The organism is Streptomyces sp. NPDC003016, assembly GCF_053591455.1.
The window spans coordinates 72,232-90,514 of sequence record NZ_JBSFTV010000018.1; the positions used below are offsets into that span (position 1 = coordinate 72,232).

The window sequence follows — 18,283 nt, forward strand, 5'->3', positions numbered from 1 at the left end:
GTCCGCCGTCATCCGAATTCCCGGTGCTTTACGGGTCCAGGTCCGAGGCGGCCCGCTCGTCGAAGACGCGCATGGCCTTGGCGGTCACGGGGCCCGGCGCGCCCGGCAGTTGGCGCCCGTCGACGCGGTGCACCGCCTGCACGTCACGCAGCGTGGAGGTCAGGAAGACCTCGTCGGCCCGCTCCAGTACGTCCAGTGGCAGGTCGGCCTCCTGGGCGCCCGTCCATTCGACGGCCAGGGCGCGCGTGATCCCGGCGAGGCAGCCGGAGGAGACGGGCGGGGTGAGCAGCTGCCCGTCGAGGACGACGAAGACGTTGGAGCCCGTGCCCTCGCAGAGCTGCCCGACGGTGTTCGCGAACAGTGCCTCGGTCGCGCCCTCTTCACGGGCGCGCGCGAGCGCGACGACGTTCTCGGCGTACGACGTGGTCTTGAGCCCGGTGAGGGCGCCGCGCTCGTTGCGCGTCCAGGGGACGGTGATCACGGCGGTGCTGTCGGGGCGGCGGCCGGCCTCCCCGAGGGCGACGATCAGGGTGGGGCCGGCGTCGCCGCGCTCGGAGCCCAGCGGCGAGAGGCCGCCGGTGCAGGTGATCCGCAGCCGGCCGCGCTCCATGGGGTTGGCGTCCAGGACGGCGGCGCAGGCGCGGCGCACCTCGTCGAGGTCGGGCTCGGGCAGCCCCAGGCCACGGGCGGAACGGGCCAGCCGGTCCAGGTGCCGGGTGAGGGCGAAGGGCCGCCCCCCGGTCGCCTTCACCGTCTCGAAGATCCCGTCGCCCGCGGTCAGGCCGTGATCGAGTACGGACACCCTGGCGGTGGCCGCGTCCCGCAGCCCGCCGTCGACCCAAAGCTTCATGAAGCGGTCCTTCCCGTCTGCTGGTATGTGCCCGACGCTACCGCGAGCAGCCGGGAGGCCTTCAGCTCGGTCTCCTCCCACTCGCGCTCGGGGTCGGAGCCCCAGGTGATGCCCGCGCCCGTACCGAACCTGAGGACCGGGCCGCCGGGGGTGGCGCGGTCGATCCAGAAGGTGCGTATGCCGACGGCCAGCTCGCCGGTGGAGCGGTCGGCGTCGACCCAGCCGATTCCTCCGCAGTACGGGCCGCGCGGCGCGGTCTCCAGCGCCTCGATGACCGAGAGGGCGCTGGACTTGGGGGCGCCCGTCACCGAGCCCGGCGGGAACGTCGCGGCGAGCAGCGCGGCCCAGCCGGCGTCGGGCGCGAGCTCGGCACGGACGGTGGAGACCAGGTGGACGAGGCCGGGGTGCGGTTCGACCGCGCACAGCTCCGGGACGGTCACGGAACCGGCGACGGCGACCCGCCCCAGGTCGTTGCGGACCAGGTCCACGATCATCACGTTCTCCGCGTGGTCCTTCTCCAGGAGATCGTCCGCCGTCCGCCCGGTGCCCTTGATCGGCCCGGACTCGACGGTCCGCCCGTCCCGCCGCAGGTAGAGCTCGGGGGACGCGGTGGCTACCTCGACGCCGTGCGCGGGCAGGCGAATCGTTCCTGCGTACGGCGCCGGGTTGCCGCGGGCCAGCAGGGCGGTGAGCGCGTCGACGTCGGCGCCGGCCGGGCCGGGCAGCGGCGCGGTCAGGACGCGGCAGAGGTTGGCCTGGTAGACCTCGCCCGCCGCGATGTGCTCACGGATGCGGCGTACGCCCGCCGTGTACGCGGCGCGGTCCATCGACGACGTCCAGTCACCGGCGGCGGGCCCGCGCCAGGCTCCGGGCACCGGAGCGGGGACCGGCTCCGCGCGTACGTCACCGAAGCGGGCGCAGACGAGACGGCCCTCGAAGTCCGCGGTGACGGCCCAGAAACCGGTGGAGTCGAGCGCGGCGGGATCGCTGGTCACATCGCGCAGGTCGGAGGCGACGAGGCCGCCGAAGCGGGCCAGAGGGGGAAGGTCGTGCACGGCCCCGAGTCTAGAGCGGACCGCGATGACCTGCGTCGGAGCGGAGGCGGCGCAGCACGCTGCACAAACGCGTTTTTGTACTGGCACCGGAATCCGCTAGAGTTCAACACGTCGCCGGGATACGGAAACGCCCCGGCAAGACAAGCGGACGTGGCTCAGTTGGTAGAGCATCACCTTGCCAAGGTGAGGGTCGCGAGTTCGAATCTCGTCGTCCGCTCGGTGTGGGGGATCTTCCCGACCCCCTGTATGCACTCCTGGTGGAGTGGCCGAGAGGCGAGGCAACGGCCTGCAAAGCCGTCTACACGGGTTCAAATCCCGTCTCCACCTCCAAGGACGATTAGCTCAGCGGGAGAGCGCTTCCCTGACACGGAAGAGGTCACTGGTTCAATCCCAGTATCGTCCACTGGATCCCCGGTCGTACGTGACCGGATGGTCCGTCCCGCGCGATTAGCTCAGCGGGAGAGCGCTTCCCTGACACGGAAGAGGTCACTGGTTCAATCCCAGTATCGCGCACGCAGTTCGCAGTACCGCAGGACCAAGAGAACACCCCGCGCGATTAGCTCAGCGGGAGAGCGCTTCCCTGACACGGAAGAGGTCACTGGTTCAATCCCAGTATCGCGCACCATCAGCAAGAATCCCCCGGCCGGGGAAACGGCCGGGGGATTCTTCGTGCCCCGGTCAGGACGAGAAGAGCATCCGGCCGAAGCCCTTCTGGCGGTGATGGCCGCCGTGTTGACCGCCGTGGTGACCGTGTTGCGGGGCGCCCCAGGCGGGCGCGGGGGCGGCGGGGTAGCCCTGCGGGGCCGGCGGCGGGGGCGGCGCCTGCTGCGTCCACTGCGACTCGAGGCGGGTCAGCGACTCCAGCTCGCCGTAGTCGAGAAATATCCCGCGGCAACCGCTGCACTGCTCGATCTGGACACCATTGCGGTTGTACGTGTGCATGGGTGCGTGGCACTTGGGGCACTGCATGGTCGACTCAACTCCTCGCCGTCGGTTCGGCATCGCCGGAACACGTACCCGGCGACGGTGCATTCACCCTACGTCGTGGCTTCGGACACCAACTCGGGCGGTAGGGCCGCAATTCGGGCGCAGGATTCGATCATCATCTCCTCCACCTCGTCCAGCGGCCGGTTCCCGGCGGCGGACTTGGCGAGGGCGAGAGCGGCGGTCTGGGCCGTCAGGGCACGGGCGGGTACGTCGAGTTGGGGCCAGGGGTCGCCGTCCGGACGTACGGCCGTACCGCCCGCGACCCGGTACGCGCCGAGGAAACGGTCCCAGATGTCCGGCGCGAGCAGGCCCGCGGCGTACCAGGCGGCAGGGCGGGCCAGGTCCCAGGCGGGGTCGCCGGTGCCCATGTCGTCCACGTCGATCAGCAGCCAGGGTCCGTCGGGTGCGGGGTGGCGGACGAGCTGGCCGAGGTGGAGGTCGCCGTGGCAGAGGGCCGCGCGCTCGTGCGGCGGCGGGGCTTCGTCGCGGGCCCAGGCCGGGAGCCCGGCCCAGGCGCGGAGCACGGGGGCCGCGGCGGGGTGGGGGCCCGCGGCCCGCATGCGCGCGATGGCACGGGCGGCTTTCGCGGGGCCGCGCATGGGCGGGAGCGGCGTGGGGAGTTGGAGTGCGCCGGGGGCGACCGCGTGCAGCCGGGCGAGGAGGGTCGCGGCGTCCTCCCAGGGGGCGGCGTCGGGCGCCTCGGGGTCGACGGGGGCTCCGTACGGCCACAGGCTCAGGGGCCGGCCGTGCAGCAGGGTGGTGAAGGTGCTTCCCGCTGCCGGTACGGGCAGGGGCGGCAGGAGGAGGCCGGCGAGGAGGGGGTCCGCGGCGGCGGCGATGCGTGCGGTGAGGGCGGCGGCGTCGGTGTCGGGGGCGTGGGACTTGGCGACGACGTCGCCGTGGCGTACGACCGTGCCGTCCGGGCGGTCCGCGAGGACGTCGGGGCGCGCGCAGGGGCAGGGGGCGGCCGATGCGCTGAGGGGGCGCCGCAGACGTGGCCGGGGCTGGAGCCGGGGTGCGGCGTCGTGCGCGACGGCGCTCAACGCTTGCGCGACGGATGCGGTCACGGTCTCCCCCGGTGCTGTGCTGTGAGGTGCTGTGAGGTGCTGGACGATGCAGTGCGGTGCGGTGTGTCGGTACCGCGAGGGAGCCTACGTGGCGCGGCGGGGCCGGCGGCGGGGCGGTTCTTTCCCTGTCCCGCCCCTGGTGGGTGGAGAAAAAGGCGTTGCCCGGACAGCTCCCCAGCTGTCCGGGCAAACGCAGTCGCCCGCCGCACCCCCGTCCCCACGGGGTTATGAGATGGCCGGATACCCTGGCCCGGTCCGCTCTACCGGGCCGTGGGCGCCGCTCAGCGCCCGAGCATCACACCCACGGACGACGCCTGTGTGACCACTGCTTCCCAGCCTCCGAAGAGGACGACGAGCAGCGCCGCGAGGGGAAGGACCATGGCCGTCGCCACCAGGGGGTGGCGCGTGCCTGACGGACGGCCGCCGAACGAGGCGAATGCCCTGCGTCCCTGCGTGCGGATCACCGTCCGCGATGCCGTGTCCGCCATGGCCCCTCTCCTGTCGTGTATGGGCAGCGGCGGGTGTCTGGCCTCGGGGGACGAGTGCTCCACCCGCCGCTTGACTTCAACATTAGGGGCGCGTCGAGGCCGGGGCGTCATGCCCGCGTACCGATTGCCGGGCCTCCCCGAGGATGAGCGACCGTCCCGCGGCGTACTCCCCAGGGTGGAGAGGCCGCCCTGCGTCCCGGGGTCTTCCCGGAGGGGACGCTCCTGGTGTTCGGAGGTGCCCTCCCTGGGGACCGGCTCCCTTCAGGCCATGGGGGAGGGTGACTTCACTCACTTCGGCCACTCCCCTGCGCACCGCTGTTTCCACCCGTCGGCCTGCCCGGCCGGCCACCACTTCGTACGTACCCGGCGTGTCTCCCGCGTCGGCGGCTGTCTCCACGCGATCACCCCTCACTGATCCAATCCCCCTTCAGGGACGGACCTTTGAGATCTCTCACGGGCCGGGGGCGGCGGATCGGCCGCCCTCTGGCGACTTCCCGAGCTTCCCACTCGGCACTGACAATCGATCGATTCGCGAGGGCGCGGCCTATGAGCACACCGGGCCGCAGGTACGTAAGCTGTCCGACGTCGAACGGACCGGTCAGCAGCGGGGTGGGGGAGGCCCCACCGGAGGTAGGGGACGGACATGGCGATGATGCGGCTCCGGCGGGAGGACCCGCGTGTCGTCGGCTCGTTCAGGATTCACCGGCGGCTCGGGGCGGGCGGCATGGGCGTCGTCTACCTGGGCTCCGACCGGCGCGGCCAGCGGGTCGCGCTGAAGGTGATCCGGCCGGACCTCGCCGAGGACCAGGAGTTCAGGTCGCGCTTCGCACGCGAGGTGTCCGCCGCGCGGCGGATCCGCGGCGGCTGTACGGCGCGGCTGGTGGCCGCCGATCTCGAGGCCGACCGGCCGTGGTTCGCGACCCAGTACGTCCCGGGCCCCTCGCTGCACGACAAGGTCGTCGACGAGGGCCCGCTGGTGGCCGCCGAGGTGGCCTCGATCGGTGCGGCGCTGTCGGAGGGGCTCGTCGCCGTGCACGAGGCCGGGGTCGTGCACCGCGATCTCAAGCCGTCGAACATCCTGCTGTCGCCCAAGGGGCCGCGGATCATCGACTTCGGCATCGCCTGGGCGACCGGCGCGAGCACCCTCACGCATGTCGGCACGGCGGTGGGCTCCCCCGGTTTCCTCGCACCCGAGCAGGTGCGCGGCGCGACGGTCACACCGGCCACGGACGTGTTCGCGCTGGGTGCCACCCTGGCGTACGCCGCGACCGCCGACTCCCCCTTCGGGCAGGGCAGTTCGGAGGTCATGCTGTACCGCGTGGTACATGAGGAACCGCAGCTGTACGGCGTGCCCGACGCCCTCGCGCCGCTGGTGCGGGCCTGCCTCGCCAAGGACCCGGAGGAGCGGCCCAGCACGCTGCAGCTCTCGATGCGGCTCAAGGAGATCGCCGCCCGGGAGGCCCAGGGTCTCGGCGAGGCCAGGCCGTCGGTGCCCCGCGCCGATCAGGACCGGCCCACGGGGCGGCTCCCGGAGCGGTACGCCGAGGAGGAGACCCAGCGGGGGCGGACCGCGGGTACGTCCGGGGCGCGTGCGCAGGCTCCGCGCGCCTCGTTGCCGCGCTCGGGATCACGGCCCTCGGCGGCGCGCGATACGGCGCGTTCCGGCGGGCGGACGCACGGACGCACGGACGCGCGGACCGACGGACGCGCGGACCGGCGGACGGACGGACGGGCGGACCGGCGGACGGACGGACGGGCGGACGGGCGGACAGACGGGCGGACGGGCGGGCAGACGGGCGGGCAGACGGGCGGACGTACGAACGGACGTCCCGGCACCAGGCCGGGGATCAGGACGACATCGACCGGACGGCGTCCGGCGAATCCCAGGCTGCTGCGGCAGCGCATCGTCGTCTTCGTCGTGGTGACGCTGCTGGTGGCGCTGGGGATCGCGGCGGCCCAGGGGTGTCAGGGACCGGCCAGGAGTCTCGGCGTGTCTTCCGGTGCGGCTCCCGGCGTCTCTCCCGGTGCGTTTCTCGGCCCGGAGCAGCCGGGTTCCGAGGGTCCGCAGGCGTTCTGAGCCGCCGGAGCCGAACCGGTCAGGACTGCGGGCGGCCCGTCGCCACCGCGTAGAACGCGACCGCTGCGGCGGCGCCCACGTTCAGCGAGTCGACGCCGTGTGCCATCGGGATGCGCACCCACTCGTCGGCGGCGGCGAGTGCCTTCCCGGACAGGCCGTCGCCCTCCGCGCCGAGCATCAGGGCCACCCGGTCGAGGCGGTGCGGGGCCATGTCGTCGATCGCCGACGCCTTCTCGTCGGGGGTGAGGGCGAGGAGCTCGAAGCCCGCCTCCCGTACCTGCTCCAGATCCTTGGGCCAGGATGCGAGGCGGGCGTACGGCACCGAGAAGACCGCGCCCATGGAGACCTTGACCGACCTGCGGTAGAGCGGGTCGGCACAGTCCGGGGAGAGCAGCACCGCGTCCATGCCGAGCGCGGCGGCGCTGCGGAAGATCGCGCCGATGTTGGTGTGGTCGTTGACCGCCTCCATGACGACGACCCGGCGGGCCCGGGCGAGCAGGTCGCCGGCGGCCGGGAGGGGCCTGCGCTGCATCGAGGCGAGCGCGCCGCGGTGGACGTGGTAGCCGGTGACGCGTTCGGCGAGGTCCGGGCTCACCGTGTACACCGGGGCCGGGGCCTCGTCGATGACGTCGCGCATGACATCGACCCACTTGGCGGAGAGCAGCATCGAGCGCATCTCGTAGCCGGCCTGGCGGGCGCGCCTGATGACCTTCTCGCCCTCGGCGATGAAGAGCCCCTCGGCGGGCTCGCGCCTGCGGCGGAGTTCGACGTCGGTCAGGCCCGTGTAGTCGCTCAGGCGCGGGTCGTCGGGGTCGTCGATGGTGATGAGATCGGCCACAGGGTTACTGCCTTGTCGTGGGTGCGGTGCCAACGGCTGGTTGCCGGGGGTCACGGGTGCTCGCGGGCTGGACCAGTGCGGCCTTGCTTCGCTTACTGCGTCTTCGCCTTCGTCTGCGCCTGCGCCTGCGCCTGTCCTACGGTGACCACGTCGCCGATGACGATGACGGCCGGCGGGCGCACGTCCTCGGACCTGGCCTTCTCGGCGACGGTCGCGAGCGTCGCGTCGACGCGGCGCTGGGCGGCCGTCGTGCCCTCCTGGATGATCGCCACGGGTGTCTCGGGCGAGCGGCCGTACGCCGTCAGGGCCGCGGCGATCGCGCCGATCCGCTCGACGGCCATGAGGAGCACGAGCGTGCCGCGCAGGCCCGCGACCGCCTTCCAGTCGACGAGAGAGCGCGGGTCCTCGGGGGCGACGTGACCGCTGATCACCGCGAACTCGTGGGCAACGCCTCGGTGCGTGACGGGGATGCCCGCCGCGCCGGGGACGCTGATGGAGCTGGAGATGCCGGGGACCACGGTGCACGGGATGCCGGCCTCGGCGAGGGCTTGAGCCTCCTCCATGCCCCGGCCGAAGACGAACGGGTCGCCGCCCTTGAGGCGTACGACCGCCTTGCCTGCTTTCGCGTGCTCGATGAGCGCGTTGTTGATGGCCTCCTGGGCCATGAAGCGGCCGTACGGGATCTTCGCGGCGTCGATCACCTCGACGTGCGGCGGAAGTTCGTCGAGGAGGTCGCGCGGACCGAGGCGGTCGGCGATGACGACGTCCGCCTCGGCGAGGAGGCGCCGGCCGCGGACCGTGATCAGGTCCGGGTCGCCGGGACCGCCGCCGACCAGGGCGACGCCGGGGGTGCGGGTGCGGTGGTGGGGAGCGACGAGGGTGCCGTCGCGCAGGCCCTCGACGATGGCGTCGCGTACGGCGGCGGTGCGGCGGGGGTCGGGGCCGCCGCTGGTGAGGACGGCCACGGTCACGCCCTCGGAGCGGCCGGTGGCGGGGGTCCAGGCGGTGGCGGCCTCGGCGTCGTCGGAGCGGACGCACCAGGTGCGGGTGCGTTCGGCCTCGGCGGAGGCTGCGGCGTTCGCCGCGCTGTCGGTGGACGCGATCAGGGCGTACCAGGCTTCGGCCAGGTCCCCTTCGGCGTACGGGCGCCGCTCCCAGCGGATCTCGCCCGCTTCGGCCATCGCCTCCACGGAGGGGGTGGCGGACGGCGATACGAGGACGATGTCGGCGCCGGTCGCGATGAGCGCCGGGAGGCGTCGCTGGGCGACCTGGCCGCCGCCGATGACGACGACGCGCCGCCCGGCGAGGCGGAGTCCGACGGGGTAGGCGGGGTACGGGTCGCCTGCGGCGGCGTGCGGCGCGGTCATGGCGTGCGGCTCCTCGGGGCGGGGAGGTGGCGGGGAGGTGGGTGCGGCTTGCGGCTTCGCCGCTCTGTGGCTTGGCGGCCCCGGCTTGGGGGCCTTGCGCCGCTGCGACGGTGAAGCGGCTGGTGGGGCGGGCATCGGGGCCCCGCGAATACCTTACGGGCCGGGGGCTGCGGGGTCATCGGCGGCCGGGGGCGGTTGTGGCGGCGGGGCCCGGGGGCGGAGCCACCCCGCGCACGGGGTCGGTGCCGCGTCGTGGCGTCTCCTCGGGTGCCGAACGTTCGGGTACGTCGGTTTGTTCGGGCGTGTTGCGTTCGACACCCTGCGGGGAGCGCCCCGCCACGTCCCCTCCCGGCACCGTGAGAGGCGGAGCACGCGTGGCCATGACCCCGCCTGCGCGGCGCGGACGGCGAGCGCGAGCCCTACACGGGCCACGTGCGGTGCGGGGCGCCTCGGCACGGCCGTGCCCCCCGTGCGGGAGAGCGCGAGGGGCACGGCACACGCCCGCCCGGGACCGCTGGGGGCGGGGCGCGTGGCGGGTTACTTTTCGGTTACTCCGGCCGAGTCGAACGTGGCCACCTCGTGCATCGCCCTCGCCGCGCTCTGGACCACCGGGAGCGCCAGCAGGGCTCCCGTGCCTTCGCCGAGGCGGAGGTCGAGGTCGACCAGAGGGCGCAGGCCCAGCTTGTTCAGGGCGGCCACGTGGCCCGGTTCCGCGCTGCGGTGGCCCGCGATGCAGGCCGCGAGGGCCTCGGGGGCGATCGCGCGGGCGACCAGTGCCGCCGCTCCCGCGCTCACCCCGTCCAGGATGACCGGCGTACGGAGGGACGCGCCACCGAGCAGGAAGCCGACCAGCGCCGCGTGCTCCAGGCCGCCGACCGCAGCCAGGACGCCGATCGGGTCCGCCGGGTCCGGCTGGTGGAGTTCCAGGGCGCGGCGCACGACGTCGACCTTGCGGGCGTGCATCTCGTCGTTGATGCCCGTGCCCCGGCCGGTGATCTCGGCCGGGTCCTGGCCGGTGTAGACGGCGATGAGAGCGGCCGAGACCGTGGTGTTGGCGATGCCCATCTCACCGGTGATCAGCGCCTTGTTGCCCGCCGCCACCAGATCGCGCGCCGTTTCGATGCCCACCTCGATCGCGGCGAGCACCTCCTCGTGGGTGAGGGCCTTCCCCGTGGTGAAGTCGGCCGTGCCCGCGCGCACCTTGCGGGGCAACAGGCCCGGGGTGGAGGGGAGTTCGCCCGCCACGCCCACGTCCACCACGCAGACCTCCGCGCCGACCTGGCTCGCGAAGGCGTTGCAGACCGCGCCGCCGCCGAGGATGTTGGCGACCATCTGGGAGGTCACCTCCTGCGGCCAGGCCGTGACGCCCTGGGCGTGCACGCCGTGGTCGCCCGCGAAGATCGCGACCGCCGCAGGCTCGGGGACGGGGGGCGGGCACATCCGGGAGAGACCGCTGAGCTGGGCCGAGATGATTTCGAGCATGCCGAGCGCGCCGGCCGGCTTGGTCATGCGCTTCTGGCGTTCCCATGCCTCGCCGAGCGCCTTGGCGTCGAGGGGGCGGATGTTGGAGACGGTCTCCTGGAGGAGGTCGTGCGGCTCCTCGCCGGGCAGGGCGCGGCGGCCGTACGTCTCCTCGTGGACGACCCAGGCGAGCGGGCGGCGCCTGGACCAGCCCGCCTGCATCAGCTCGGGCTCTTCCGGGAACTCGTCGACGTAACCGACGCAGAGGTACGCGACTACTTCGAGGTGCTCGGGCAGGCCGAGGGCGCGGACCATCTCCCGCTCGTCGAAGAAGCTGACCCAGCCCACACCGAGTCCCTCGGCGCGGGCCGCGAGCCACAGGTTCTCGACGGCGAGGGCGGAGGAGTACGGCGCCATCTGCGGCTGCGTGTGGCGGCCCAGGGTGTGGCGGCCGCCGCGGGTGGGGTCGGCGGTGACGACGATGTTCACCGGGGTGTCGAGGATGGCCTCGATCTTCAGTTCCTTGAACTGCTTGGCCCGGCCCTTGGGCAGCGACTTGGCGTACGCGTCGCGCTGGCGCACGGCGAGTTCGTGCATCGTCCGGCGGGTCTCGGCGGAGCGGATGACCACGAAGTCCCAGGGCTGGGAGTGGCCGACGCTCGGTGCGGTGTGCGCGGCTTCGAGGACGCGGAGGAGAACCTCGTGCGGGATGGGGTCGCTGCGGAAGCCGTTGCGGATGTCGCGGCGCTCGCGCATCACGCGCAGGACCGCCTCGCGCTCGGCGTCGTCGTAGCCGGGAGCGGGGGCGGAGGCAGGGGCGGGGGCAGAGGTGGAGGCAAGGGCAGGGGCAGGGGCAGGGGCAGGGGCGGTTTCGGAAACCTCGGGCTCGGGAGTCGTCTCCGAGGCCGCTTCGGGCTTGGGGGCCGTGGTGACTTCGGCTGCGGGCTCCGGCTCCGGTTGCGGTTCCGGGTGCGGTTCCGCGTGCGGCTGGACCGGCAGTTCGGCGGCCGGAACGGTGGCCACAGGCTCGGGTTCCGGCTCGGGCTCGGTTGCAGGCTCGACGAGCTGTTCCTGGACCGGCTCGGGCTCCGGCTCCGGCTCCGCAATCGGGACCGGCGCCGGCTCGATGACGGTGGCTACCGGTTCGGCTACCGGCTGCTCGGCCGGGAGCTCTTCCGGGGCCGGTACCGCGACGGGTGCCGGTTCTGGGGCAGGAGCAGGGGCCGGCGCCGGAGCCTCGGCAGGTTCCGGAATCGGTACGGGTACGGGCGCTGCCCCCGCTTCCGGCGCTTCGGGCTCGGGCGCCACGACGGGGACGGCGACGGACTGCGGCTGCGGTTGCGGCTCAGTGGCGGGTTCTTCGGGCGGCAGCGGGGCCACATGCGGCGCGACCGGGAGCGAGCCCTCGACCGGGACGAACTGGCTGACGGGCTGCGGTTCCTGAAGTACCAAAGGCGGTTGCGGTTGCGGTTGCCCGGGCTGCTCCGGCTCGGCGACGGCGACTGGTTCGGGAGCGACGGGCTCGACGGCGACCGGCTCGGAAGCGGCAGGTTCGACGGCGACCGGCTCGGAAGCGGCAGGTTCGACGGCGACCGGCTCAGAAGCGGCAGGTTCGGGGGCAACGGGCGGCACGGGCGCGACCGGCTCCGGCTCCGGCGCGACCGGCTCCGGCTCGACGACGGCGGTGGCCGGTTCCGGAGCGACCTGCTCCGTTTCGATCGGGGCGCTCACGGGCTCCTCCGCGACCGGCGCCGGCGTCGGCGCGGGCACGGCCTCGGCCGCGGCTTCGGGCACCACCTCGACCTGCGGTTGCGGATCTACAGCTTCCGGAACGACCGTTTCTGCTGGGGCCTCCTGAGGCATCTGAGGCGCCTGGGGCTGAGGCCAGGGCGCAGCTGCCTGCGACGGGATCACGCCGAGCTGCGGGCCGGGCAGCGCAGCCGCCTCGTCACGCGGAATATCGAGGTACTCGGGGCCGATGGCCGGCGGTCCCGCGTGTCGTGCGGGCGCAGGGTTCTGCGGCATCGTCACCGCGCCGGTCGCAGGCCCGCGGTCGGCCAGCGAGCGTACGACGCCGCCGGTCGTCTCGGGCATCGGCGGGCCGAGGTGCAGCGGGCGGCGGGCCGGGGAAGGCGCCTGGGCGGAGACGGGCGCCGGCGGAACGCGTACGCCGCTGAGGTCGACGGAACCGGAGTCACGGCCACCGGCTTCGTGCGCGCCGGGCCCGCTCCCCTGAGACAGCTGCGGCTGCGGTTGCGGCTGTGCCTGGGTTTCGGCCTGCGCCTCGGTCGCCTGAAGGTCCTGCGGCGCGCTCTGCGCCTCCGGGACGGAGGAGAGCTGGAAAGCCGGCTGCGGCTCGGCGGTCCCGGGCGCCTGGGGCGCGTGCTGCGTCTGCGCCGCCTGCGGTGCTCCGGAGGCATGCTCCGGCAGTGGCGCCTGCGGCATCTCGGAGGTCTGGAGCATGTGCTGCTGCTGTGCCTGCGACTGTTGCTGCGGCGCCTGGTGTATGGGCGGCGCCTGCTGCACCTGCGGCATCTCCGCCGTCGGCGCGGCCTGGTGGTCGCTCCACGCACCCTGCGCGCCCGGCATCAGCAGCAGGTCGTCGTCCTCGGCTGCGCTCTCGGAGGGTTCGAGGAAGGTGTACGCGTCCGGAGCGGGGATGCCCGGCTGCGCCACCATGCCTGCGTCCTCCGGCAGTCCCTCACCCGGGACCCAGCCGGTGTCAGTCATGCGTACCCCTTGCCCATCCATCGCTTGTGCTCCTTCGGCCCTTCGCCGGTGACGTCTGCTCGCGGCACGTCCGGCACCCGTTCAAACAAGAACGAGCGTCCCTGTCGCGCGGCACGAAAACCCCGCGGACACCATGCATTCTCGCGGCCGTTCGCCGCCAGGGCAGGAAGTCCCGCCACGGCCCGCTGTGGGCTGCGCCACGTTGCGCCGCCCCCGGTTGCGCCGTACCACAAAGAGCTCCAAAAAGGGCCCCGTTTCCGGACATTGGCGAACGAAGCGCCGAACGCCCGGCTGCGGTACAACGATCGGCCAGCCTACCCCGCGCCGCGCAGCGGCATCATCACGGGGCGCGATCCAGGTGGGTCGCGGAGAGCAGGAAGACCACCGAGCGGTCGCGTTCCGTCCAGGCGCCGGTGTCGAGTTCGACGGACTGGAGCAGTTCGCATGCGACCGCGTAACCGCCCTCGGCGAGCGCCCGGCCGATCGCCTCCGCCTCGTCGCGCGTGGACGCGTGCGTCACGATGCGCTCGGGCCTGCGGTCGGCGCACGCCGAGACGACGGGCACTCCGCCGCCCCCGATGCGTACGACATCCGGCTCGGGCAGGTCCTCCAGGATGTGCGGCGCCCGCCCGTGCACCACATGGAGCTGGACCCCGAAACGCCGGGCAGCGGCTGTGGTGCGGCCGCACGCGTCCGGGTCGCTGTCGACGGCGATGACCGCCGCGCCGAACCTGGCCGCCTCCACCGCGAGCGCCCCGCTGCCCGAGCCGATGTCCCAGACCAGGTCGCCGGTACGCGGCCCGAGGCGGGCCAGCTGCGCGGCCCGCAGGCCGGCGTACTCGCCCTCCCCGGTGCCCGGCTCGTCGCCGTACTCCCGCGCGGGCAGCGCCCAGCCGCGCAGGGCGGGCGGATAGCCGGGGTCGCGGCCGCTGATCCAGCCGCTCGAAGGGGCGGCGGGGGAAGCGGGTCCGGTGCTGCCTCCGATGACGATGACGACATTGGGGTCGCGCCAGACGTGGTCGGCGGCCTTGTCGGAGGTGAGGACGGTGACCTGCTCGCGTGCCGTGCCCAGTTCCTCGCAGATGACGAAGGTGCGGTGGACCCCTTCGAGGAGCAGGGCGAGCTCGGCGGGGCCGGCGCCCGGTGAGGTGAGCACGGCGACCTTGGTGTGCGCACGGCAGACGTTGACGGCGCGGCGCAGTGTGCGGCGGTGGGCGACGACGATCCGGGCGTCGTCCCAGGGCATCCCGGCGCGGGCGAACGCGGTGGCCACCGGCGAGACGGCGGGCACCACTTCGACCTCCAGGCCGTGCTGGGGCGCGCGCAGGGTCCGTACGACTCCGAAGAAGCCGGGATCTCCGTCGGCGAGGACGACGGCGCTGCCCCGGTGCCCCGCGATACGGCGGGCGGCGAGGTCGACGCTGCCGAGGCGGATGTGCTCGGCTCCCGGCGGTACTTCGGGGAGCGACAGGTGGTGCGCGGCGCCCGCGACGAGGGTCGCGGCCGCGAGGGCGGACCTGGCCGCTGCGGTGAGGGGCGAACCGTCCCAGCCGATCACCGTGACCCGGTCGGCCATCCTTGTCAGTCTCCTGGAGTCGTCGTGGGTTGCGGCGGTGGTGCGGGGAGGCCCGGGGCGGCGGCGCGGGCAGGGTGAGAGTACCTGGTACGGACCACGGATGCGCCGGGGAGCGGGGGTCAGTTCCAGTCGTTGTACGAGCCGTAGCCGCCGGCGCCGGCCATCCGGTCGGCGACACCTTCGAGGTCCTCGGGGAGCAGGCTCCAGACGATCAGGTCGGTGCGGATGTCGGTCCAGCCGCCGTCCGCGCCGTTCTCGGTCCGGGTCCGCGCTATCCAGGCGTTGCGCAGAACGCCTTCGCTGACGCAGCCGATCTTCTGCGCGACCTGCTGGGACGCGGTGTTGTCGGCGGCGGTGCGCAGTTCCAGGCGCTCGAACCGCTGGTCGCGGAAGATCCACTGGGCGACGGCGAGCACCGCCTCGGTGGCGTACCCCTCGCCGCGCGCCCAGGGGGCCGTCACATAGGCGGCCTCGGTGGCGCGGGTGCGCCAGTCGGTGTGCCGGAGATGGACGGTCCCGACGAGACGCTGGGTGAGGAACTCGGTGACGGCGAGGGCGATTCCGCGGCCCTGGGTGCGCTCCGCGGGAGCGATCCTGCGGACCCAGCGCTCGGCGTCGGTCGTGGTGTAGGGGTGCGGCGCGGAGGCCCAGGCGACGACCATCTCGTCGTTCATCATCTCGATGAGCGCCGGGATGTCCGACTCGTCGAAGGGGCGCAGCACCAGCCGGTCCGTGCTGATGGAGATGTCCGGGAAGGTGGTAGTCATGCGCAGCTCCATGCCGTGGACCGTCGGGTAGGCCGTAAAGGCACAGCATGCAGCATCATGGCCGCCGTGCGCATGGCCGGGTGGTGGCGGCCCGGGAGCGCGAAGGCCCCGCGCACCCGGCGGGGCGGACGGGGCCTTCGCTCACAAGGACCGTACGGGCGTCAGGACTTGACGGCACCGAAGGCCGGCACGATCGAGCCGGCGTACTTGTCCTCGATGAACTTCTTGACCTCGTCGGAGTTGAGGAGCTCGGCGAGCTTCCGCACCCGCGCGTCCTTCTCGTTGCCCTTCTTGACCGCGAGGAAGTTGGCGTACGGGTTGCCTTCGGCCTCCTCGATCGCCAGCGAGTCCTCGGCGGGCTCGAGGTCGGCCTCGATGGCGTAATTGCCGTTGATGACCGCGGCGTCGACGTCGTCCAGGGCGCGGGGCAGCGTGGCCGCCTCCAGCTCCTTGAACTCCAGGCCCTTCTTGTCCTTGATGTCGGACAGCTTGGCGTCCTGGCCCGCGCCGTCCTTCAGCGTGATGAGGCCGTTGTCCGCGAGCAGCTTGAGCGCACGGCCCTCGTTGGTGGTGTCGTTGGGCACCGCGACCGTCTGGCCGGGCTTGATGTCCTTGATGTCCTCGGCCTTCTTGGAGTAGAGGGCCAGGGGCTCCAGGTGGACATCGACGACGGGCACGATGGTGGTGCCCTTCTTCTTGTTGAAGTCGTCGAGGTACGGCTTGTGCTGGAAGAAGTTGGCGTCGACCTCGCCGCTCTGGGTGGCGGTGTTCGGCAGGACGTAGTCCGTGAACTCCTTGACCTCGAGCTTCAGGCCGGCCTTCGCCGCCAGGTTGTCCTTGACGTAGCCCAGGATGTCGGCGTGCGGCGTCGGGGACGCGGCGACGACGAGCGCCTTGGACGTGTCGGCCTTGCCGCCGGACTCGGTCTTGGCGCCCGGGTCGGAGGCGGTGCCGCAGGCGGTGAGGCCGAGGGCTATGGCGGCGGAGGCGGCGGCAGCCGCGGTGGTCTTGATGTTCTTACGCACGAAAAGTGCCTCTTTCTGGTGGTGCGGGTGACAGCCCGGACAAGGAGTGCGGGCTTGCTGGGGAAGGAAGTCGGGGAAGTCCTAGGAGGCGGTGCGTCCGCGGCGCGCCAGCAGCCGGATCGCGCCGTCGCCGATGAGCTGCACCACGGTCACGATCGCGATCAGGACGACCACGGTGACGAGCATGAACTCGGTCTCGAAGCGCTGGTACCCGTACGTGACGGCCTTGGAGCCGAGGCCCTCGCCGCCGACGGCGCCCGCCATCGCCGAGTAGCCGACGAGCACGATCACGGTGGTGGTGATGCCGGAGATCAGGGACGGCAGGGACTGCGGCAGCAGGACCTTGAAGACGACGGTCGGTACGCCGCCGCCCATCGCCTGGACCGCCTCGACCAGGCCGTGGTCGACCTCGCGGATCGCGGTCTCGACGAGCCGGGCGAAGAACGGGATGGCGCCGATGGCGAGCGGCACGATCATCGCGCTGGGACCGATGAAGGTGCCGACGACCAGCGTCGTGAAGGGGATCAGGGCGATCAGCAGGATGATGAACGGCAGCGAGCGGCCGATGTTCACGATCACGCCGACGACCTTGTTGACGGCCACGTTCTGGAGCAGTCCGCCCTTGTCCGTGAGGACGAGCAGGATACCGAGCGGCAGGCCGCCGAGGACCGAGACGACGGTGGACCACAGCACCATGTAGAGGGTGTCGACGGTTCCCTGCGTCAGCAGCGGCTGCATCTCCGACCAGTTCACTTGGCACCTTCCTTCACCAGGGCGGGGGCGGCGGTCTGCGCCGGTACGTTCGCGGGCTCGTCGACGACCTCCACCTGGAGTCCCTGCTCGCGCAGGAAGCCGACGGGGACGACGTTCTCCTCGTACAGGCCGGGCAGCTCGATGCGCATCCGGCCGATCTGCCTGCCGCCGACGGTGTCCATCGCGGCGCCCAGGATCGAGATGTCGATGTTGTACGTACGGGAGAGCTGGGAGATCACCGGCTGCGTCGCGGCCTCGGCGTGGAAGGTGACGTCGACGACCGTGCGGCCGGGGCCCGACGCCTGGCCGCCCACCGGGAAGAGTTCGTGCGCCAGCTCGGAGCCCGGCGTCGCCAGGAGCTCGCCGACCGTGCCGGACTCGACGATCCGGCCCTTCTTCATCAGCGCGGCCGAGTCGCAGATCGTCTTGACGACGTCCATCTCGTGCGTGATGAGCAGGACGGTCAGGCCGAGCTGCTGGTTGAGGTCGCGCAGCAGCTGGAGGATCGAGCGGGTGGTCTCGGGGTCGAGCGCCGAGGTGGCCTCGTCGGAGAGCAGCACCTTGGGATCGCCGGCCAGGGCGCGGGCGATGCCGACGCGCTGCTTCTGGCCGCCGGAGAGCTGGGCGGGGTAGGCCCTCGCCTTGTCGGCGAGACCGACCAGGTCGAGCAGTTCCAGCGCCTTGCGGGAGCGCTCCTGTCCGGACACGCCGAGGATTTCGAGCGGCAGCTCGATGTTGTCCTTCACGGTGCGCGAGGAGAGGAGGTTGAAGTGCTGGAAGACCATGCCGATGCGGCTGCGCGCCCGGCGCAGCTCCTTGCCCGCGCGGCGGCCGCGGCCGGCGAGCGCGGTGAGGTCCCGGCCGTCGACGGTGACCGTGCCGGCGGTGGGGCGCTCCAGCAGGTTGACGCAGCGGATCAGGGAGGACTTGCCGGCGCCGCTCTGGCCGATGACTCCGTACACCTCGCCCTCGCGGACGTGCAGGTCGACGCCGTCCAGGGCGGTGACTTCGCGGCCACGCGATGGATAGACCTTGGTGAGGCCCGTAGTGGTGATCACAGGGTTTCCGTCACTGTCGAGTGCGCGACGCAGTGTCCGCCGGGCACGGGGCATTCGTCTTGTGGACGTGGCACGGCTGGGTCGGTGGGTACCGGAGGCAACGCGTGCGCGGGGCAGGCGGGCCCGGTCCTTCGAGTACGTACGCACTCGGGGACGCGGGGCGCGGCTGTCGGGTCTCGCTTCG

General features: G+C 72.8%; 14 protein-coding genes and 5 tRNA genes. 6 read left to right on the forward strand and 13 right to left on the reverse strand.

Features of this window, described 5'->3' with window-relative positions:
* Positions 1 to 28: 28 nt before the first annotated feature.
* Complete coding sequence (locus ACWDZ4_RS17530; protein ID WP_451509280.1) at positions 29 to 850, reverse strand: aminotransferase class IV; 822 nt, start codon at positions 848 to 850, stop codon at positions 29 to 31.
* Entirely contained in the window at positions 847 to 1,905 is a 1,059-nt protein-coding gene (locus tag ACWDZ4_RS17535) for a chorismate-binding protein (protein WP_451509281.1), read from the reverse strand. The genes ACWDZ4_RS17530 and ACWDZ4_RS17535 overlap by 4 nt, the downstream gene beginning before the upstream one ends.
* 144 nt (positions 1,906 to 2,049) lie before the next feature.
* On the opposite strand from ACWDZ4_RS17535, the gene ACWDZ4_RS17540 reads away from it, so the two are divergent.
* From ACWDZ4_RS17540 to ACWDZ4_RS17560, 5 genes are all read left to right on the forward strand, one after another.
* Positions 2,050 to 2,122 (forward strand) — tRNA-Gly (locus tag ACWDZ4_RS17540).
* A 39-nt stretch (positions 2,123 to 2,161) separates the two neighbouring features.
* Positions 2,162 to 2,235, forward strand: a tRNA-Cys gene (locus tag ACWDZ4_RS17545).
* Between the two features lies 1 nt (position 2,236).
* A tRNA-Val gene (locus ACWDZ4_RS17550) sits at positions 2,237 to 2,308 on the forward strand.
* A gap of 38 nt (positions 2,309 to 2,346) precedes the next feature.
* A tRNA-Val gene (locus tag ACWDZ4_RS17555) sits at positions 2,347 to 2,418 on the forward strand.
* 37 nt (positions 2,419 to 2,455) lie between these two features.
* Positions 2,456 to 2,530: transfer RNA gene (locus ACWDZ4_RS17560), tRNA-Val, on the forward strand.
* Between the two features lie 53 nt (positions 2,531 to 2,583).
* Here the strand turns inward: ACWDZ4_RS17560 and ACWDZ4_RS17565 are convergent.
* From ACWDZ4_RS17565 to ACWDZ4_RS17575, 3 genes are all read right to left on the reverse strand, one after another.
* On the reverse strand, positions 2,584 to 2,874 hold the full coding sequence (locus tag ACWDZ4_RS17565) for a TFIIB-type zinc ribbon-containing protein (RefSeq protein WP_451509282.1): 291 nt from the start codon (positions 2,872 to 2,874) through the stop codon (positions 2,584 to 2,586).
* A 68-nt stretch (positions 2,875 to 2,942) separates the two neighbouring features.
* On the reverse strand, positions 2,943 to 3,959 hold the full coding sequence (locus tag ACWDZ4_RS17570) for a phosphotransferase family protein (protein WP_451509283.1): 1,017 nt from the start codon (positions 3,957 to 3,959) through the stop codon (positions 2,943 to 2,945).
* A 281-nt stretch (positions 3,960 to 4,240) separates the two neighbouring features.
* Complete coding sequence (locus tag ACWDZ4_RS17575; RefSeq protein ID WP_451509284.1) at positions 4,241 to 4,447, reverse strand: hypothetical protein; 207 nt, start codon at positions 4,445 to 4,447, stop codon at positions 4,241 to 4,243.
* Between the two features lie 643 nt (positions 4,448 to 5,090).
* On the opposite strand from ACWDZ4_RS17575, the gene ACWDZ4_RS17580 reads away from it, so the two are divergent.
* Positions 5,091 to 6,524 (forward strand): protein kinase domain-containing protein, encoded by a 1,434-nt coding sequence (locus ACWDZ4_RS17580; protein ID WP_451509285.1) that lies wholly within the window; start codon positions 5,091 to 5,093, stop codon positions 6,522 to 6,524.
* 19 nt (positions 6,525 to 6,543) lie between these two features.
* Here ACWDZ4_RS17580 and ACWDZ4_RS17585 read toward each other — a convergent pair whose 3' ends face one another.
* From ACWDZ4_RS17585 to ACWDZ4_RS17620, 8 genes are all read right to left on the reverse strand, one after another.
* Complete coding sequence (locus ACWDZ4_RS17585; RefSeq protein ID WP_451509286.1) at positions 6,544 to 7,362, reverse strand: TrmH family RNA methyltransferase; 819 nt, start codon at positions 7,360 to 7,362, stop codon at positions 6,544 to 6,546.
* A 92-nt stretch (positions 7,363 to 7,454) separates the two neighbouring features.
* On the reverse strand, positions 7,455 to 8,729 hold the full coding sequence (gene cobA, locus ACWDZ4_RS17590) for a uroporphyrinogen-III C-methyltransferase (protein ID WP_451509287.1): 1,275 nt from the start codon (positions 8,727 to 8,729) through the stop codon (positions 7,455 to 7,457).
* A 537-nt stretch (positions 8,730 to 9,266) separates the two neighbouring features.
* Positions 9,267 to 12,920 carry a nicotinate-nucleotide--dimethylbenzimidazole phosphoribosyltransferase gene (gene cobT, locus ACWDZ4_RS17595; RefSeq protein WP_451509288.1) on the reverse strand — a complete coding sequence of 1,218 codons (3,654 nt, stop codon included), beginning with the start codon at positions 12,918 to 12,920 and terminating at the stop codon, positions 9,267 to 9,269.
* A 340-nt stretch (positions 12,921 to 13,260) separates the two neighbouring features.
* On the reverse strand, positions 13,261 to 14,496 hold the full coding sequence (gene cbiE / locus ACWDZ4_RS17600; RefSeq protein ID WP_451509289.1) for a precorrin-6y C5,15-methyltransferase (decarboxylating) subunit CbiE: 1,236 nt from the start codon (positions 14,494 to 14,496) through the stop codon (positions 13,261 to 13,263).
* A gap of 119 nt (positions 14,497 to 14,615) precedes the next feature.
* Positions 14,616 to 15,263 carry a GNAT family N-acetyltransferase gene (locus tag ACWDZ4_RS17605; RefSeq protein ID WP_451509290.1) on the reverse strand — a complete coding sequence of 216 codons (648 nt, stop codon included), beginning with the start codon at positions 15,261 to 15,263 and terminating at the stop codon, positions 14,616 to 14,618.
* Between the two features lie 161 nt (positions 15,264 to 15,424).
* Complete coding sequence (locus tag ACWDZ4_RS17610) at positions 15,425 to 16,288, reverse strand: MetQ/NlpA family ABC transporter substrate-binding protein (protein WP_451509291.1); 864 nt, start codon at positions 16,286 to 16,288, stop codon at positions 15,425 to 15,427.
* A gap of 81 nt (positions 16,289 to 16,369) precedes the next feature.
* Positions 16,370 to 17,041 carry a methionine ABC transporter permease gene (locus ACWDZ4_RS17615; protein WP_451509292.1) on the reverse strand — a complete coding sequence of 224 codons (672 nt, stop codon included), beginning with the start codon at positions 17,039 to 17,041 and terminating at the stop codon, positions 16,370 to 16,372.
* Positions 17,038 to 18,099: a methionine ABC transporter ATP-binding protein gene (locus ACWDZ4_RS17620; RefSeq protein WP_451509293.1), complete on the reverse strand. Its 1,062-nt coding sequence runs from the start codon at positions 18,097 to 18,099 to the stop codon at positions 17,038 to 17,040. Before ACWDZ4_RS17620 ends, ACWDZ4_RS17615 begins: the two co-directional genes overlap by 4 nt.
* Positions 18,100 to 18,283 lie beyond the last annotated feature (184 nt).

What these genes read in the sequence shown, in the direction of transcription:
- ACWDZ4_RS17530 (WP_451509280.1), bottom strand. Translation starts at nt 850, where the DNA reads ATGAAGCTTTGGGTCGACGGCGGGCTGCGGGACGCGGCCACCGCCAGG.
- ACWDZ4_RS17565 (WP_451509282.1), bottom strand. Translation starts at nt 2,874, where the DNA reads ATGCAGTGCCCCAAGTGCCACGCACCCATGCACACGTACAACCGCAAT.
- ACWDZ4_RS17575 (WP_451509284.1), bottom strand. Translation starts at nt 4,447, where the DNA reads ATGGCGGACACGGCATCGCGGACGGTGATCCGCACGCAGGGACGCAGG.
- ACWDZ4_RS17580 (WP_451509285.1), top strand. Translation starts at nt 5,091, where the DNA reads ATGGCGATGATGCGGCTCCGGCGGGAGGACCCGCGTGTCGTCGGCTCG.
- cobA (WP_451509287.1), bottom strand. Translation starts at nt 8,729, where the DNA reads ATGACCGCGCCGCACGCCGCCGCAGGCGACCCGTACCCCGCCTACCCC.
- cobT (WP_451509288.1), bottom strand. Translation starts at nt 12,920, where the DNA reads ATGACTGACACCGGCTGGGTCCCGGGTGAGGGACTGCCGGAGGACGCA.
- cbiE (WP_451509289.1), bottom strand. Translation starts at nt 14,496, where the DNA reads ATGGCCGACCGGGTCACGGTGATCGGCTGGGACGGTTCGCCCCTCACC.
- ACWDZ4_RS17605 (WP_451509290.1), bottom strand. Translation starts at nt 15,263, where the DNA reads ATGACTACCACCTTCCCGGACATCTCCATCAGCACGGACCGGCTGGTG.